We start from the raw sequence: 16,858 nt of genomic DNA on the forward strand, positions 1-16,858 counted from the left end.
GCGGACCCACACGTCTGTCCGCACTGGGTATGAAAGAATGCGCCCGCCAAGGGCGGGCGCGGGGCATTGCCGTTATTGCTTCATCTTCTCTTCGATCTTCTTGTCCACGTCAGCACGGATCTGGTCGATGCTGAAACTTGCCGGACGCTGGCTCGGCGGGTATTCCACGAACGTCTGCAGGAATGCGGCAGCCTTGCGGGTTCCCTGGAAGATCAGGTAGTCGTTCTTGGTCATCCAATCGTAGTATTGGTCCGAGACGATATCAGCACGCTCGTAAGGGTCCATACGCAGGTTGAACATCTTGGGCACACGCAGACAGGTGAACGGCTCGCTCCAAACCGCAAAGCCTCCCGCAGCGCGCTGTTCGCAGAAAACCAGCTTCCAGTCGCCGAAGCGCATCGACACCAGTTCACCGTCATCGTTGAAGTAATAGAACTCGTTACGTGCGCTCTTGTCCGTTTTGCCGGTCAGGTAGTCCAGTTGGTTGTAACCGTCCAGATGCACCTTGAAGTTCTTGCCACCCACATCGGCACCTTTGAGCAAGCGGTCCTTGATGTCTGTGTCACCCGCTGCGGCTAATAGTGTCGGGAACCAGTCCAGTCCCGAGAACATCTGGGTGGACACCGTGCCCGGCTTGACCTTGCCCGGCCAACGAATCATCGCCGGCACGCGGTAAGCGCCTTCCCAGTTGGAGTTCTTCTCGTTGCGGAACGGCGTGGTGGCGGCATCCGGCCACGACCATTGGTTCGGTCCGTTGTCCGTGGTGTAGACCACAATGGTGTTATCGGTGATCTTCAGATCGTCCAGGGTCTTGAGCAGTTTGCCCACGTCTCCGTCATGCTCGAGCATGCCGTCGGCGTAATCGTTGCCGACCATGCCGCTCTGACCTTTCATCGACTCACGCACATGGGTAAAGGCATGCATGCGTGTGGTGTTCATCCAGACAAAGAACGGTTTGTCGGCCTTGACCTGTTTGTCGATGAAATTAATCGCCGCCTGGGTAGTTTCATCGTCGACGGTTTCCATGCGTTTGCGAGTCAAGGCGCCGGTGTCCTCGATCTTGCCGTCCGCACTGGACTTGATCACGCCACGCGGTGAAGCGGCCTTCACGAAGTCCGGGTCATCCTTGGGCCAGAATGGGCGCTCGGGCTCCTCCTCGGCATTGAGATGGTAGAGGTTGCCAAAGAACTCATCAAAACCGTGGTTGGTGGGCAGGTATTCATCCCGGTCTCCCAAATGGTTCTTGCCGAACTGGCCAGTGGCATAGCCCTGCGCCTTGAGGGCCTGGGCAATGGTGACATCGCGCGCCTGCAAGCCCACGGGCACGCCAGGCATGCCGACCTTGGACAAGCCGGTTCGCAGCGGTGTCTGCCCGGTGATGAAGGAGGAACGACCGGCGGTACAGCTGTTCTCGGCGTAATAATCGGTGAACAGCATCCCTTCCTGGCCGATGCGGTCGATGTTCGGCGTCTGATAGCCGACCACGCCCTTGCCGTAGGCACTGATATTGGTCTGGCCAATGTCATCGCCGAATATCACCAGAATATTGGGTTTTTCCGCGGCACTCGCCGTGCACACGCTCACCGCCGCAGTAGCGGCGAGCGCGAATGTGGTTATCCATCTTCTACTGGACTTCATAAGGCGGTTTCTCCGTATCACGTTTACTGGCATTTGCCACGACTACGTGCACGATCGACCTACTGCTTGGCTGGTTCCCTGTGCCCTGCGGTTCTCTTTCATTGAACCTGGTTGCTTTCGAATGGGTAGATGCGCTGCCACTCGCGCGCCATATCGACTACGGTCCAGTTCGCACCCATGGCGGCATCCAGCGCCTTGTCCAGGTGCCCGACCTTGCTGTCGCGGTCATAGGCCCATTCGCGTGTCGCATCGGTGTGGTGGACCAGCCCGGCAAAGCGCTTGCCGTCGCCAGCCATGGTCCACTGCAACATTTGCAGGTCGCCGTCGGAGTTGCCGAAGGCGAAGATAGGGCGACGGCCGATATGGGCATCGATGCTCACCGGCTTGCCTGGGCCATCATCGTTGTGCAGCAACTTGGGCAGCCGTTCGATAGACAATTTACCGTTGTCGTCGATAAAGCGCGCTTCCAGTATGGTGCCTATCACTTGCTCTGGCGGCACCCCATAGACTTCCTCAGCGAATGCACGCATGAAGGCCACCTCGCCGCCTGAAACGATGTAAGTCCTGAAACCGTTGGCCCGCAGGTACTGCAAGAGCTCGAGCATGGGCTGGAAGACCATCTCGGTGAAGGGCTTGTGGGTGCGAGGGTGCACGGCCTTCGCCAGCCAGCGCTGGGTATTGGTGATAAAAGCCTCGGTGCTGACCCCGGCATGAGTGGCGGCCACGATCTTCAGCATACCGTCCATGCCGCTGTCACTGAGTGCTTGCTGGTCGCCCTCAAGGACGGCCTTGAACGGCTGTTGGGTGGCCCACTCCGGGTGCTGCGGTGCGAGCCTTTTGACCTCGTCGAGGGCAAACAGCACTTCGAAATACAGCGGCTGCTCGCTCCACAGCGTGCCATCATTGTCGAAGACGGCGATGCGCTCGGCCTCGGGCACGTAATCTTTGCCGCCCTCGGTGGTCACGGCGCCCACGAAAGCTTCGATGGCTTGCCGTGAAGGACCCTCCCGCCAGGAAGGCAGCGGGTTCGCGGCCTGCACAGCCAAAGGCAACACGAGCAACCAGGTCAACCACCAGCGCGTACGGTGCAGGTCGAGCATGAAGTATCCCTCCTCTGTGCTGCCTATCCACTTCAGGCAAAAACTCATGGGTTGAGTGGTTTCAAGCCTTCAGGGTGACTGACCTGCCGCCCGTTCACCGCCGCTCGCCGCAGCGCTGGCAGAATCGGGCTCAGTGACGGCGCAACCTGGCGCACTTCACTGCCATTGCCGTAACGGTTCTGGAGCCAGTCTAGTAGACGTATTCGCAATGAGGATGGCAAAGATAAGGAAAATTCTGACACCGTGCGCTGCCCGGTAACCCGCCGGATCCACAGGTATAGCCCGTCGAGCTGAGGTGGGTCTTGCGCAAGTTGTGCACGCGCCTGCCGCCAGGCATGGTCGGCAGACTGCAACCGCGCCGTACGCCGCGCTGTTCGCCAGCCTTTCAAATGCCGCCACACCACCTGCATCCACGGCCGTGCAAAGTAAATCAGCACTCCGCCAAGCACCAGCAAGCCCGCTGCCCACAACCCGTAACCGGGCAGGCGCAACTGGGCCTGACGGCCGAGCGCGCGCAGGTCCTGGTCGATGGAAAACGGCGCCTTGTAACCACCCTCGATGGCGTTGACGTCGATGGGGGGCAACGTTGCTTGCCTGGCCTCACCAGTAGCCGCGTCCCACCACTGCAGTTCGATCGCGGGTAATTGGTAACGTCCGGCAGCCGATACCACATAGCTCACACTGTCCTCGCGCTGGCCGCCTATCGAGCCCCCGCGGCCATCACTGAGCGGCGCAATACGAGGGGTTTGTACATAGCGTTTAAGGCCTTTGATGTCGACCAACGGTGGCGGCGGTATCAGCATCGCCTGCGCACCTTCGGCTTGCGTAATAACACGGCGGGTAACGCTGTCCCCTGCCCGCAACGGCGAATGCGACAGTTGTGTTTGTTGCTCAAGGCTGACGTTTCGTGCCACCAGGCGGTGCACAGTCGCGTCGCCGGCCAGGGCCTTGGCTGCGAACGCGAGCGGTTCGCTGGTGAGCGTGACCGGGGCATCCGCCTGGCCGGGGAACACCTGAAAGGTTTGCGCAGGGAGTGTGAAGGCCTGGGCCGTTTGCGGGGTAATCTGATAGGTGTAACGCAGGCCAAAGAAGGTCTTGCCGTCGATGCGTTCGTTCAGATGCTGCGCTTCACCGCTCGGTGCGCTCACCGTCGCACCGGGCAATTCGATCACCGGCAACACGGCCGGCTGGGTGAACCAGGTGTCCACCAGCAAGTCGATCTGCAACTCGAGCGTCGCGCCTACCACCGTGTCACCGGTCGGCAGCAGGCGCGCCTGCACGCGTGCCTCGGGTGCCGCGACCGCGAGCAATGGCAGGTAGAGCCCTAGCAGCAACAGCAAGCGTTTCATCGGGTGCCCTCCGGGGTTTGCCGTGAGGCGTCCTGAAGCAGGAACTTGCGCCTGAGGAACTGTGCCGGCGACGTCGTCAGGTTGTTCAGCCAGACCTGGTCCGAAGCGGCCTGCGGAGTTTGCTGCTTCTGCCGGGCGCCTTTGGAGGGTGTCTGGTCCTCCACCACCTTGTCGGCCTTCTCGTCTGGTGTACCTGCCTTTTGCTGGTCTTCGTAGTCTTTGAGCAGCGCCTGTGCCAATGCCAGGTTGGCGCTGGCCTCGGGAAACACCGGCTGCCGCTTCAAAGCCTGTTGGTAGGCCTGGACCGCTTGGGGGAACTTGAACTGGCGCACATAGATATTGCCCCGGTAGAAAAAAGCCTGGGCGGTATCGACCTTGCCGAGGCTGACCAGGGCAACGTCATAGTCGGCGGCGGTGTAGGCAGCCAGGCCTTTCCAGTAAGGGTCGTTGAAATGCGCCGCAGCCTGCGGGTAATGGCCATGCTCAAAGGCCCAGCGACCCTGCTGGTCAGGCGTGAAGAAGGCATCAGCGACAGGCCCGGCCTGCGCCGTTTGCGGCTGCGTGCCCAGCAATGCCGCCACCAGCACGGTGGCCATCCAGTGCACCTTCCAGCCACGGCGCAGGCACAACAGCGCGATCAGCGCCAGCGGCCAGCACAGCCAGTAGCCGGCGTCCTTCCAGTGCACCTGCTGCGCGTCGCCTTGGGCTGCCTGAAAATGCTGCTGCGCATGCAGTTCGATCCAGTCCAGGTCGTCGTCACTCAGGGTCAGGCTGCCCAGCGGGCCGTTGACGGCTTTGGCCAACTGCCTCAAGCCCTGCTGATCGAAGTCCGCCTGTAGCGGGCGCCCTTCGGCATCGACGCGGGTACGGCCCTGGGCGTCATGCAAAACACCGCTGTCGTGGCTGCCAACGGCCAGTACCATCACCTGCAGGTCGCTGCCTTTCAGCGCGCCCGCGAGTGCCGACAGCTGCCCGGCATCAGCGCCATCGGTCAGCAGCACCAGCGTGCCGGGCACCTGTTCGGCAGCAAGCAAGCGTTTCGCCACTTCGATCACGCCCACCACGTCCTTGCCGGGTTTGGCGATCAAATCGGTGGTCAGCGCTTGCAAAAACGTATCGAGCAACTGCGGGTCTTCCGTGGCGGGCAGCACCAGATGCGCGCTGCCGGCATACACGATGAGCGCTGTACGCGCCCCCGCGCGGCGCATCACCAGGTCGTGCAAGGTATGTTTGGCGGCTTGCAGGCGGGACGGGGGGACGTCGTCGGCATCCATCGAGGGCGACAGGTCCAGCGCCAGGATCAACGGCGCACGGTTGTCGACGAACGCCGGGATATCTCGCTGCCAGGTCGGCCCGGCGGCGGCCAGGGCACCCAGGCCGAGCAGTGCTGCCAGCAGGTGAACGGGCCGCACCCGCTGTTGCTCCTCGGGGACGATGAGCAAATGCTCGACCAGGTGTGGAGCGATCACGCCGTGCAACTGCCGCTTCAGATCATGGCGCCGCTGCCAGGCCCACGGCAGCAGCGCAGCCGGTAGCCACAGCAACAACCAGTAAGGGCGTAGCAGGTGCAAGGCGCTGAGGTCGATGTCCATTCACGGCCTCCCCTGCGCAGGCCGTGCCCGCAACGGGCCAGCCATGGCTGCCAGGCTATGCCCCAAGGCGAGCAACAGCAGGGCCGCCCCCAGTGGCCACCAGAACAGGTCACGCTTGGGCTGATGGCTGAAGGTCTTGACGCGGTGCGGGGTAATCCGGTCGAGCGTGGCATACACCTGCGCCAGCGCGCCCCGGTCATCGGCGCGGAAGAACCGGCCACCGGTGGTACGCGCGATGCCCTCCAGCGCCTGCAAGTCCACCTTGTCTTCACCGCTGTCCTGGGGGTCGCCGATACCAATGGCATGTACCACGATACTCCGATCAATGGCCAAGGCTGCCGCGTGTTCAGGCGTAATGGCGCTGCCGGTGTCGTTGCCGTCGCTCAGTAGCACCATCACCTTTTCCTGCTCATTGGCCTGATCCAGCAGTTTGATGGCAAGGCCAATGGCATCGCCTATGGCGGTATTCGGCCCGGCCATCCCCACACCGACTTCATCGAGCAGCAGCGAGAGGCTGGCATGATCGAGGGTCAGGGGCGCCTGTGGGTAGGCGCCCGTGCCGAAGACGATCAAGCCGATGCGGTCTTGCTTGCGCTGGGCGATGAAGTCGCGGACCACCCCTTTCACCGCGCTCAACCGATCCACTTGCCGGCCATTGGCGTCCGTAAAGTCCCTGGCCTGCATGGACTGCGAAATATCGATCGCCAGCAGCATGTCGCGGATCGGTTGCTCACGCTCGATGGCCTTTTCCACCAGTACGGGCCGCGCGCAGGCCGCCACCAGAAGGCCCCATACCAGCAGGTTCACGAGCACTTGCCAGCGCCCGCCCGAGGGTGGCGAGGTGCCCGGCAACTGGTTCACTGCACGGCTCATGGCGAAGAAAAACGGCACCCGCAATGCGCTGCGCGCCTCGTGATAAGGGCGCATGAAACGGTAGACGACCCAGGGCAAGGGCAGCAACAAGAACACCCACAGGTAATCAAACTGCCACATGATGAGCCTCGATCCAGCGCCTGCAGGTGTTCACCAGGGTCCGCAGCTCTGGTTCGCCGATCGCCTGCACCTGCAGGTCTGGCGCATAAGCCAGCGTGTGCAGTTGCGCGGCGAACTGCCCAGGCAAGGCAAAGCGTGCCCGCTGCTGCAGAAACACCTGCCATTGCGCGCCCGACAAGCTATGCACCGCGGGTGCATCGGGCATGGAAAGCGCTACCCGCTTGAGCAGCTCCGGCACTTCACGCAGGGCCGCCAGACGCTGCTCGGGCTTGGCCAGCGCCCCCGCCAGCGCGTCGAGCCGCAACAGCGCCTCACGCCGATAGCGATTGCGCTGCCAGCGCCGCCAGGCATACACGGTATAAGCGAGCCCTGCCAGCACCACAAAGACCAGCAATACCGCCCAGCCCCAGGTGTGCGGGGCGTAACTGAACGGCGGTACCGGCAACGGCAGCTCCTTGAGCTGGTCGATGGCGGCAGGCGACGGCCGGGCACTCATCGGGCACTTCCCCCAAGCCGCCCCAGTTCACGCTGTACCTGGCCCAGCACCTCGTCGCCGGTACTGATCATCATCAGGGGTATCTGGCTGCGGCGCAGCAACTGAGCCACGTCCTGCAGGCGCCCGGAGAAAAAGTCGCCCAACGGCCGGTGCACCTGGCGCCGCCCAACCTCAAGGTCGATCTGTACCTCACCCTGCGTCACGCTCAGACGCCCCTTGTCAGGGACATCCAGCGCAATGGGGTCATACACCTGCATGGCGATCACATCATTGTGCGCGCTCAGTTGGCGCAACAGCTTCAAGGTCTGCTCCGACACACCGGCAAAGTCACTGATGATGCAAATCAGCGCATCATGCCCGGCCAGGCCGAGGACAGTGCGCAGCGCATTGTCGAGTTGCCCCTCCAGCTCGCTGTCCGGCCCTGACGCACTGAGGCGATTGTTGCTGCCCACCACTGCTGCGCAAAGTGCCTGCACCCGTGCGCGGCTGCGCAGCGGCCTGATGTGCACCACCTGCTGATCGTCGAACACCAGCCCGCCCACCCGATCACCGGCCTGCAGGGCGATCCATGCCGACAACGCGGCAAGCTCGGCAGCGGTGACCGACTTGAAACTGCGCCTGGAGCCGAAGTACATGTTCATGCGCTGATCGACCAGCAGCAGCGTCGGCCGGTCGCGCTCCTCGGTAAACGTGCGCACGAACGGCTTGCCATAGCGTAACGAGGCGCGCCAGTCGAGGTGTCGCAGGTCATCACCAGGTATGTAACGGCGCAGCTCGTCGAAGCTCAAGCCACGGCCACGCAGGCGTGAGGCATGGTTGCCCGCCAGAATGCTCGCCAAGGGCTGACGCGCCAGAAAGCTCAAACCGCGCACGCGGTACTCGAACGCCATCAGCTGGCTCAGCGAAGCGTAGACGAAGCCATCCTGGGTCGGTTGCATGGGCTCGCTCCGTTCAGGCTGGGATGGCGACCTTGTCCAGCAGCCGGTCGATCACCTGGTCGGCCCCAATGCCATCGGCGACGGCGTCGTAAGAGAGCTGCAAGCGGTGGCGCAACACCGGATGGATGACCGCACGCACATCGTCCGGGGTGACGTACTCCTGCCCGGCCAGCCACGCGTGGGCGCGCGCCACCCTATCCAGGCTGATACCGCCACGCGGGCTGGCGCCGATCTTGATCCAACGCCCAAGGTCCGGATCATGCTCTGCCGGGTGGCGGGTGCCGTTGATCAGATCGATCAGGTAGCGGTCGATCGCGGGCGATACTTCGATGCACGCGATCGCGCTGCGGGCGGCGAACACCACTTCCTGGGGCAGACGCCCAGGCGCCTGGTGCGGGTGGCCTGCCTGTTGTTCCTCGTTGCGCACCAGCCGTAGCACCAGGGCTTCATCCTCCACCTTGGGATAGTCCAGTTGCAGCTTCATCAGGAACCGGTCCATCTGCGCCTCGGGCAATGGGTAGGTACCTTCTTGCTCGATGGGGTTCTGGGTCGCCAGCACCATGAACAGGCCCGACATCGGGTAGCTCTGCCCAGCTACGGTAATCTGGCGTTCTTCCATGGCTTCAAGCAGTGCTGCCTGAACCTTGGCCGGGGCGCGGTTGATCTCATCGGCGAGAATCACGTTGCCGAACAGCGGCCCAGGCTGAAACTTGATCTCGTTGCCCTGTGCGGTCTGCTGGAGGATTTCGCCACCGGTGATGTCCGACGGTAATAGGTCGGGGGTGAACTGGATGCGCCGCATGCTGGCTTCCAGATGCGTGGCCAACGCCTTGACCGTACGCGTTTTGGCCAGCCCAGGCAGGCTTTCCAGCAAGACGTGACCATTGGCCAGCAAGCCAAGAATCACATGACGAATGGTGTCGGCCTGGCCCAGCACGCTCTGCGCCACATGGGCTTCGAGTTCAGCAATCTGCTCGCGTATATCCACTGTCCGGTCCTAGTCAGTCGGGGCATCGACAAGAGGCCCCACGGATGTTCGCAACTGCTTGAAGGCAACGAGGTAAATCTAGCCGCTCACCGCGCCCTCGCCAGCTTCAGTTTGTGCTTTCGTACTTTTGCCAATAAGGCTCGATGCCTTGCAGGCGTATATCGTCAGGGGCCGCTTTGCGCATTCTTTGCACATAGGCGTAGGCTTCACTGCGTTCACCGGCCAAGGCATGCAGGTAGATCAACGAGTAAAGCAGGTCGGCGTTGTCAGGCGCCTGCTTGAGGCCCTGCTCCAGTGCCACCAAGGCCTCATCCCGACGGTTCATGCGCGACAGCAGCAAACCTTGGTTGTAACGAATGCGCGCATTGCCTGGCAGCGCGACCGCTGCCGTTTCCATCAGTCCCACGGCCTCTTCGGGCTGGCGTCGCTCCACCAGCAGCAGGGCCAGCATGTACGCCAGGTTGCCGTGGTCGGGGGCCGATATCTTGTCCAGCGCCAAGCCCGCACGCAGTACCCTTTCCGCTTCATCGAGCTGATGTTCGGCCGTTGCGAGATTGGCCAGGTTGACCCGCGCCGGCACAAAGTATGGGTCAAGGCGCAGTGCCTGACGGTACTGTTCCATGGCTTCTTGCTGACGCCCCTGGCGGCTCAACAGGACGGCCAGGTTCAAACGCCCGCCAGGCAGGTCGGCATTGCCACGCAGCCGCGCCTCATAGTCCGCCAGCGCGGTGCTGAACGCCTCCATCGACTGGGCTGGCAATTGCGCCGTGGGCACATCCGCGAGCGCCCGCACTGCCTCATCGCGCACCGCCAGGGACGGGTCTTCGAGCAGGGGCAACAGCGGCTTGAGACGCTGCTCTGGTGGCACGCTCGAGAAACCAGAGGTGGCGTAGGCTCGCACCAAGGGGCTCGGATCTTTCAACGCCCAGCCCAGACTGATGAGGGCCTGGGGGCCCAGGTCGGCCATCTGTTCGGCAGCCGTGGCACGGACGATGGTTGGCTTGGTCTTGTCTGCCAGCACCGTATTCAAAAGGCTCAACGGGATACCTTGGCCATCGCGCACCGCCTGGAACGCCTCGCCAAACAACACCGGCCGCTGCGGTTTGCCAAACCACTGCTCGATTGCCTTGGCCGCCCAGGCCGGTTGCTGATCCTTGTGACAGGCGGTGCAGGCATCGGGGCTGTCGACCTTGCTGGCGAGGTCCGGACGTGGGATCCGCAAGCTGTGGTCGCGACGGGGGTCGACGACCATGTAGGTCTTGGTCGGCATGTGGCAACTGACACACTGAGCGCCAGGGCTGCCAGCGACATGGTGATGGTGGGCGGGTGTATCGTAGTCCTTGGCCTGCAGGGTGGCGAAGCGGGCAACCGGTGGATTGCCGTTGTGGCATTGCAGGCACAGCCCGTTGCCTTCGATCTTGACCTTGGTGGTATGGGGATTGTGGCAGTCGGTGCAGCCTACCCCTGCATTGTACATTTTGCTTTGCGTGAACGAGCCGTACTCGTACACCTCACCGTCGATCTGACCATCGGCGTGGTAAAGGCCACGGCGCAATGTTGCCGGGAGGCTCTGGTCAAGCTGCGGATGACCGGGTAGCTGACCCACGCCAAGGGTCTGCCGCCGGCTGTGGCAGAACGCACATTGCTCGACCATGCCCTGACTGCCCAGCGCCTTGTAATCGACGGCCAGGCCTATGTCCTTGGCCGATGCATAGGCTTGCTCGGCTGGTTTGGTTTTATTCGCCCAATCGACATGCGCCTTGCCAGGCCCATGACAGCTCTGGCAGCCAACGTTCTGCTCTTTCCAGGTGGAGGCGAAGCTGTCCTGACGATCGTCGTAATGCTTCATCAAGCGAGTGGAATGGCAATCGGCGCACATGCCGTTCCAGTTCTGGTAGCGACCGGTCCAGTGCAAGGGGTCATCGGGCGCGAAGCGTTGGCCTGGGTAGAGCGAGAACCAGCGTTGCCCGCCCTCACCCTTGGCTCTGCTGTCCCAGGCGATGGTCAAAGCCTGCAGGCGGCCTCTGGGCAAGGCAACCAGGTACTGCTGCAGCGGATAGTGGCCGAAGGTGTAGAGAATTTGAAAGTCTGCCGGTTGGCCATCCTCACCTTCGGTATTGACGAAGAAGCCACCCTGCCTGCGGAAGAAACGCGCCGTTACCCCGGCCTCATCGAAGCGAGCATTCTGGAAGTTGCCGAGCACGTTGGCCTCGGTGGCATCACGCATGGCCCAACCGTGATCCGAGTCCTTCCAGGCCTTGGCCTGGGTAACGTGACAGCCAAGGCAGGTAGCGGTTTCCACATAGCCCTCGGACGCAATCGAGGGGGTAGGCACAGAACCCGCCTCATCAGCGGAGAACGCGATGCCAACTGGACCGAACAGCCAAATGATCGAAAAAGCCAAACAGCACAAGGCCTTCAACGACAAACCCAGCATATTGCCTTCGTTGCGACGCGCCATCCTTTAGCTCCGTGGTCAAACGAATCAGCGCCCCTTGGAGGAGGCTTCTGGCATGCCAAGTAGCGACGACTGCGTAATTAGGCTGTTGCCTAGGGTGCATGAAAAGCCTTTGGACGAAGGTCAGGCTGTTTTCAACGCAGCATCACCGAATATCAAGGCTCTTCATACAGAGCCGAAACCCACTGTTCGCCAATGACCGCTCGGACAGGCCTGCAGGCCACTGGTTACTGATCATAGCCGCAAACTGAAAATCCGCTTTGTTATTATTGGCTTACTGTCCGGCTCAGCGGGGGAACAGCAGCGTCACAGCAAAGCGAAAGCCCCAGCCGTCCGGGCCATTATCCGGTGAATGTTGATACCAAAGGTGGTCAACGTACTATTGGTGTATGAAAGAAACGGCTGCAAGAAGGTCTGGTTGACCTTCTCCTTTCCATCCGCAGGGCTGCCCTCCAGCCCCCAGATATGATTGGCCAATATGCCGTGCGTCCAACCGTTGGATTGCTTCAAGGCTACCGCGGTCGGCCCGAGCCCCCATTGTTCACTGCTCAGTACGTCGTTGCTGCCTGTTGGTATCAGCAGCGCCGGCCCTGCACCGAGTATCCAGCCACTGGCAGTGGGTTGTTTCGGTGAAAAGAAAAAGCTCTGGGTCACATCCCCCACACCAGAGGTGTCCGCTGCTCCCCCCAGGCCGTGTTGGTCGATGACGGGCAGGATAGTTCGGGAAATCAGGTTCCACTCTTCATTCAGGCTGAAAGGCAGAACGGGCTGAATGTTTGTCAGGCTGCGCTTGCCATTGCCGTCCGGGCCTATTTTCTGGTCCCAGTTATATTGCACCGGCAAGCTGTACATGGCCGCAACTGGGTTAAGCGCTTTCTTGGCAAGCTCTGCCGAGTTTTCAGCTTGCCCTTGTCCGGTATGTGCCAGCAAGGCAAGTAGATAGAGCGGGTAGCCATTTCTTTTCGACATAGTATTACCCCTAAACTGAAAGCCACTTCGTTGCGATCGGCCTGGCTATTCGGCTATCCCGTGTGATTCGACATCTCGGATTGCTTTGACGGTAGCGGGCCGATGAACATGCGTTTAAGGCGCTCGCGGCCAATGACGCGCGCCAACTCTGCGATGACGCAATACATGAATATCAATGTCATCAGCAAAATCTGAACAGCCCAAAAGCGAGGCCAGTTTATGGATGCCCACAACATCGCGTTTGCATTGAGCAAGCCCTCAGCCTCTTTCCAGTACTCATACAGACGTTCCAGGTAATGAACGATCAGCGCGACCATTGCATACATGAGTGTTTTCCAGACAACGTTCCAGATTAGCGGCTTGTCGGGAAACCGGTTGATGAAAGGCAGCATATCGGCAACCAGCACAGACTTGCCCAATATCAGAGCGGCGATCAGCACCGAGGCAGAGACAGGCAGCTCCACCCCTGAGCCCTTGATCATAAGTGCGCGAATCAGCGCAACGATGTGCAGAATCACGAAAAAAAACACGGTGGGCGGAAGCACTTTCAGGCATTCATGTTTGATTTTGAGCATGACCGTTTTCATCGGGGCCCCCTTGAAGCATTGCATTCATGCATCACATTCCGCTCCCTTGGCGCACCTCCGCGACAGGGGAACATGCGGGCTATTTCTTCAGCGCCTGGAATGAACTGACCATATCCTTTGCCCAGCCATCGAGCACAGCACGTGCGTCCTTGGCCTGCATGATCTGCGAGGAGTTGTCCAGTTCAGCGCCTGCACCTTTACGTACCACTTCGGCCACCAACTCATTGGTACTTCCATCAATGAATGCGGCCTCCGTGGCCACGCTGGTGTCCTGGTCGCGAATACCTGTAGCCGTACTGATGCCGGCGGCCACCAACGCGATCGGGATAACCTCATACGGGCGCAGCCCCTTGGTTTTGGCGCTCACCCCAGTGATCGCCGGGCGCACCACCAGTACACCAGGCCCAGGGCTCGTCGCCAGCGGCAGGACTGTGGAAAATCGGTTCTTCAACGCCTGATCGTAATATTGGGTTATGCCTTGCAAGGTTTGCTGCGGAATTTTCGCGGTGGGTTGCGGTTTAGGGTAAAACTGGCTGGGTTCGACATAGACGCTGGAAAACTGGTTGGCATTGATGCCAGGCTTGATCCAGCGCATGACCTCGGCACCCGAAGGTGATTTGTCTTCCTTGAGCTTGCTGTAGTCCTTCAGAAATCCGGAATACTCATCAGGCTCCACGTATTTGCTCGTGCACCCATGCAGTAACAGCGATGCGAGACAAACGGTTGCAATAAGAGACTTACTTTTCATGCAACTTCTCCTTCCACGTTGGAGCGGTTATCCAAGGATGAGCGTCTTCAGAATCGCCAGGTTGCACCGCCTCCGACGATGTGCAGGGCAGCGTTATCGAAACGGCCTGACAGCGTGTCGCCGGAACGCGCTTTGGTCTGCTCCACGTCCATGTCGCCGAGCCAGACCAGCGTGTACGCCAGATGCAGGTCCAGTCCTTCTTCAATCTGATAGTTCACCCCGGTTGCGAAGCGCCATACCTCGCCCATCGGGTTGTCCACGGTCCGGTCCTTGTCATCCACGGCCGAACTGTCATAGCCCACCCCAAAGCTCCAGCGCAATTGGCGGGTAGACTGGTACTGGGCGCCCACCGAAGCGTGCCAGGTGTCCTTGTACTTGCGATCGACCGTGCGGCTGACCCCGGCAGCATTGGCGTCCACCTCGACTCCGATGTCACCGAACTCGCTCCAGTCCTGCCAACCCAGGCTGCCCAGCAATGTCCACTGCTCGTCCAACTGGTGGGCCACACTGAATGTCGCGGTCTGCGGTACATTCATCTCCAGTTCCAGCGTGTCTACCGCCAGGCGGTTCAGGGCGGCATTGATGAGGGGATTGTTGATGTTGCTGACGTGCGGATTGTCTTCAAACTCCAGTTTCACCTTGCTGGTGTAGGCCAGGCCAATTCGCGTGCGAGGGGCGAGTTGGTAGAGCAGGCCCAGGTTCACCCCAATGCCGAAATCGGTGTCCTTGTATTCGAGTTGGCCATCGGGGCGCTCGACCAATCCCAGCAGGCTGTTATTGATGGCCACCTCGGTGCGGTAATAGCCGAGCATCATGCGCGGGCCGACGCCGACGGTGAGGTCATCGGTGAACTTGTAAGCAAAGGTGGGTTGGAAAGACACACCAATCACTGCTGCTTCCTGGGTGAAGTATCGCCCTGCCCAGTCATCGTCGTAGTTCAGTGCCAGGCCGAAATTACCGTACATGCCGAACCCGATGGCCGAGCGGTCATCGAGCTGGTGGCTGATGAACAGGCTGGCGCCCGGCAGGTATTGCAGGGCATTGCCGCCCTCGTTGCCGTCGAACTGGTTGTTGCTGTCGCGTGAGTAACGCAGGTCGCCAAGGATTACCTGCGCGTTGGCGCTGATCTGCGTGCCAGGCAGCAGGGCGATACCTGCGGGATTGCTCATCAGCACGCTGGGGTCGGTGGCCAGCGCCGCCGAGCCAGCATTGGCCAAGCCGTTGCTTTCCTGGCCGGCCTCATAGATGAAGATGCCTCCGGCTAACAGGTCGCTACTGTGGAGAGCCAACAGGATAACCGGTGCAAGCATCCACCCTTTCGCATGTTCCGCACGATGCGTACTGAAGCTTTTTACGAACACAGTCATTGCCAGCTCCTTTGAACAATGCGCCGTATCGGTTCAGCGTAGGTTTAATGACGCTTAGAGAGCGTAGACGCGGTTACGGAACTGTGCACCTCACCACCTTGGCAGGGCGCAGGGCAGAGATCAAAGGTCCAGCGCCCCTCGGAGCAAGGCGTCAAGCACGCGCGCGACGTCAGCACCATGCTCGTCCAGCAGGCACACCGGCAGCCCGTGCAAGGCCGCCTGCACACCGGCCAGCCCCTCGCCTGTCAAGGCCAGCGGACAAGCAATTTCCATCTGCAGCGAGCGCAGGCGCTTGGCCAAAGCAGGGCTCACCGGTGGCTGCAGCGCGATCACCAGTGCCGCAGGCTGCATCGCCGCACACAGCAGCGGGAGCTCTTCCAGGGGCTGCCCGCAGCCGAGCACTTCGATGCGTTGTTGCTCACTGCTCAACAGCAGCCCGGCGCACAACACCTGGCATTCGGCTTGGCCCTCGGTGCCTGCCAGCAGTACCCGTGGGGCGTCGGCCTGGTTCATCTGCAAGCGCAGCAGCAGCCGGGCGCGCAAGAACGTATCGAGAAACAACCATTGGCTACGCTGGCCTGGCGCAGTGCCTGAAGCCAGGTCATGCCAAACCGGCATCAGCACGTCCCGCAGCACCGTGGCCTTTGGCAAAAGTGTGAACAGCTGTCCATGGATCGCTTCCAGCGCCTGCGCATCGAATGCCCTGGAAGCGCGCGCAACGGCGGCGCGCCAGTCGTCAAAGGCCGAGGGCTGCTGCACAGGCGCCTCAGGCTGGCCGGCGAGCCTGTCGCCAACCTTGCTGATGGGCAGGCCGTTGGCGGTCCAGCGCAAGATGTCGCGTATGCGCTGCACATCCTGGGCGGTGTACAAGCGATGGCCGCCCTCGGTGCGCTGCGGGCGAATCAACCCATGACGCCGCTCCCAGGCACGCAAGGTCACCGGATTGATGCCGGTCAGGCTGACCACATCGCGCATGGGTAGCAATTCGGGTGGGGTGGCGTCGGTCATAACGAGGTGTCATTCAAGGGGTGATACATTCTAAACCCAGATGCACCTTCTGCGGCGAGCCTCCTTGGTTCATCATGCAACAAACGGCGCCAAAAGCTTCTGCACCGGAAGCCTTTGGCGCATATCGCATACGAAATATCTGTAGGTGAGCCCCATGATCAACGCAAAACTCCTGCAACTGATGGTCGAACATTCCAACGATGGCATCGTTGTCGCCGAGCAGGAAGGCAATGAGAGCATCCTTATCTACGTCAACCCGGCCTTCGAGCGCCTGACCGGCTACTGCGCTGACGATATTCTCTATCAGGACTGCCGTTTCCTTCAGGGCGAGGATCACGACCAGCCGGGCATCGCAATTATCCGCGAGGCGATCCGCGAAGGCCGCCCCTGCTGCCAGGTGCTGCGCAACTACCGCAAAGACGGCAGCCTGTTCTGGAATGAGCTGTCCATCACACCGGTGCACAACGAGGCGGACCAGCTGACCTACTACATCGGCATCCAGCGCGATGTCACAGCGCAAGTATTCGCCGAGGAAAGGGTTCGCGAGCTGGAGGCTGAAGTGGCGGAATTGCGTCGGAAGCAGGGCCAGGCCAAGCACTGACAAAAAAACCTATACAAGACCGTTGA

General features: G+C 61.2%; 14 protein-coding genes and 1 pseudogene. 1 reads left to right on the forward strand and 14 read right to left on the reverse strand.

The genetic code is table 11. The features are described 5' to 3' along the window. Positions 1-72: 72 nt before the first annotated feature. The 14 genes and pseudogenes from J3A98_RS12675 to J3A98_RS12740 all read right to left on the reverse strand — a co-directional run bounded on the left by J3A98_RS12675 (position 73) and on the right by J3A98_RS12740 (position 16,231). Positions 73-1,638 (reverse strand): arylsulfatase, encoded by a 1,566-nt coding sequence (locus tag J3A98_RS12675; RefSeq protein WP_209966511.1) that lies wholly within the window; start codon positions 1,636-1,638, stop codon positions 73-75. A 98-nt stretch (positions 1,639-1,736) separates the two neighbouring features. Then, complete coding sequence (locus tag J3A98_RS12680; RefSeq protein ID WP_209966513.1) at positions 1,737-2,738, reverse strand: HAD family hydrolase; 1,002 nt, start codon at positions 2,736-2,738, stop codon at positions 1,737-1,739. A gap of 44 nt (positions 2,739-2,782) precedes the next feature. Continuing rightward, positions 2,783-4,087 carry a BatD family protein gene (locus tag J3A98_RS12685; protein ID WP_209966515.1) on the reverse strand — a complete coding sequence of 435 codons (1,305 nt, stop codon included), beginning with the start codon at positions 4,085-4,087 and terminating at the stop codon, positions 2,783-2,785. Then, entirely contained in the window at positions 4,084-5,679 is a 1,596-nt protein-coding gene (locus tag J3A98_RS12690; protein WP_176684040.1) for a VWA domain-containing protein, read from the reverse strand. The genes J3A98_RS12685 and J3A98_RS12690 overlap by 4 nt, the downstream gene beginning before the upstream one ends. Beyond that, positions 5,680-6,672 carry a VWA domain-containing protein gene (locus J3A98_RS12695; protein ID WP_209966517.1) on the reverse strand — a complete coding sequence of 331 codons (993 nt, stop codon included), beginning with the start codon at positions 6,670-6,672 and terminating at the stop codon, positions 5,680-5,682. Then, positions 6,659-7,168, reverse strand: a complete 510-nt coding sequence (locus J3A98_RS12700) for a DUF4381 domain-containing protein (RefSeq protein ID WP_209966520.1) — start codon at positions 7,166-7,168, stop codon at positions 6,659-6,661. The genes J3A98_RS12695 and J3A98_RS12700 overlap by 14 nt, the downstream gene beginning before the upstream one ends. Beyond that, positions 7,165-8,106, reverse strand: coding sequence for a DUF58 domain-containing protein (locus J3A98_RS12705; RefSeq protein ID WP_176684043.1), 942 nt, complete (start codon positions 8,104-8,106; stop codon positions 7,165-7,167). The genes J3A98_RS12700 and J3A98_RS12705 overlap by 4 nt, the downstream gene beginning before the upstream one ends. Before the next feature lie 13 nt (positions 8,107-8,119). After that, positions 8,120-9,094, reverse strand: coding sequence for a MoxR family ATPase (locus J3A98_RS12710; RefSeq protein ID WP_176684044.1), 975 nt, complete (start codon positions 9,092-9,094; stop codon positions 8,120-8,122). A gap of 106 nt (positions 9,095-9,200) precedes the next feature. Then, positions 9,201-11,555: a tetratricopeptide repeat protein gene (locus J3A98_RS12715; protein WP_209966522.1), complete on the reverse strand. Its 2,355-nt coding sequence runs from the start codon at positions 11,553-11,555 to the stop codon at positions 9,201-9,203. A gap of 283 nt (positions 11,556-11,838) precedes the next feature. Beyond that, positions 11,839-12,521: pseudogene (locus J3A98_RS12720) on the reverse strand (transporter). Positions 12,522-12,574: 53 nt separating this feature from the next. Beyond that, complete coding sequence (locus tag J3A98_RS12725; RefSeq protein WP_209966525.1) at positions 12,575-13,108, reverse strand: hypothetical protein; 534 nt, start codon at positions 13,106-13,108, stop codon at positions 12,575-12,577. Positions 13,109-13,187: 79 nt separating this feature from the next. Further along, complete coding sequence (locus tag J3A98_RS12730) at positions 13,188-13,856, reverse strand: DUF3313 domain-containing protein (RefSeq protein ID WP_209966527.1); 669 nt, start codon at positions 13,854-13,856, stop codon at positions 13,188-13,190. 47 nt (positions 13,857-13,903) lie between these two features. Beyond that, positions 13,904-15,166 carry an OmpP1/FadL family transporter gene (locus J3A98_RS12735; protein WP_176684158.1) on the reverse strand — a complete coding sequence of 421 codons (1,263 nt, stop codon included), beginning with the start codon at positions 15,164-15,166 and terminating at the stop codon, positions 13,904-13,906. 177 nt (positions 15,167-15,343) lie between these two features. Further along, positions 15,344-16,231, reverse strand: coding sequence for a MerR family transcriptional regulator (locus J3A98_RS12740; RefSeq protein WP_209966530.1), 888 nt, complete (start codon positions 16,229-16,231; stop codon positions 15,344-15,346). A 154-nt stretch (positions 16,232-16,385) separates the two neighbouring features. Here J3A98_RS12740 and J3A98_RS12745 point away from each other — a divergent pair, with 154 nt between their 5' ends. Next, positions 16,386-16,832, forward strand: a complete 447-nt coding sequence (locus tag J3A98_RS12745) for a PAS domain S-box protein (RefSeq protein ID WP_176684050.1) — start codon at positions 16,386-16,388, stop codon at positions 16,830-16,832. Positions 16,833-16,858: the final 26 nt, after the last annotated feature.

It is taken from the genome of Pseudomonas sp. BP6 (assembly GCF_017875935.1).
In the GTDB taxonomy this organism is placed as follows: domain Bacteria; phylum Pseudomonadota; class Gammaproteobacteria; order Pseudomonadales; family Pseudomonadaceae; genus Aquipseudomonas; species Aquipseudomonas putida_Y.

Coding starts and splice junctions, on each gene's coding strand:
- J3A98_RS12675 (WP_209966511.1), bottom strand. CDS start 1,638: ATGAAGTCCAGTAGAAGATGGATAACCACATTCGCGCTCGCCGCTACT.
- J3A98_RS12680 (WP_209966513.1), bottom strand. CDS start 2,738: ATGCTCGACCTGCACCGTACGCGCTGGTGGTTGACCTGGTTGCTCGTG.
- J3A98_RS12685 (WP_209966515.1), bottom strand. CDS start 4,087: ATGAAACGCTTGCTGTTGCTGCTAGGGCTCTACCTGCCATTGCTCGCG.
- J3A98_RS12690 (WP_176684040.1), bottom strand. CDS start 5,679: ATGGACATCGACCTCAGCGCCTTGCACCTGCTACGCCCTTACTGGTTG.
- J3A98_RS12695 (WP_209966517.1), bottom strand. CDS start 6,672: ATGTGGCAGTTTGATTACCTGTGGGTGTTCTTGTTGCTGCCCTTGCCC.
- J3A98_RS12700 (WP_209966520.1), bottom strand. CDS start 7,168: ATGAGTGCCCGGCCGTCGCCTGCCGCCATCGACCAGCTCAAGGAGCTG.
- J3A98_RS12705 (WP_176684043.1), bottom strand. CDS start 8,106: ATGCAACCGACCCAGGATGGCTTCGTCTACGCTTCGCTGAGCCAGCTG.
- J3A98_RS12715 (WP_209966522.1), bottom strand. CDS start 11,555: ATGGCGCGTCGCAACGAAGGCAATATGCTGGGTTTGTCGTTGAAGGCC.
- J3A98_RS12725 (WP_209966525.1), bottom strand. CDS start 13,108: ATGAAAACGGTCATGCTCAAAATCAAACATGAATGCCTGAAAGTGCTT.
- J3A98_RS12730 (WP_209966527.1), bottom strand. CDS start 13,856: ATGAAAAGTAAGTCTCTTATTGCAACCGTTTGTCTCGCATCGCTGTTA.
- J3A98_RS12735 (WP_176684158.1), bottom strand. CDS start 15,166: ATGCTTGCACCGGTTATCCTGTTGGCTCTCCACAGTAGCGACCTGTTA.
- J3A98_RS12740 (WP_209966530.1), bottom strand. CDS start 16,231: ATGACCGACGCCACCCCACCCGAATTGCTACCCATGCGCGATGTGGTC.
- J3A98_RS12745 (WP_176684050.1), top strand. CDS start 16,386: ATGATCAACGCAAAACTCCTGCAACTGATGGTCGAACATTCCAACGAT.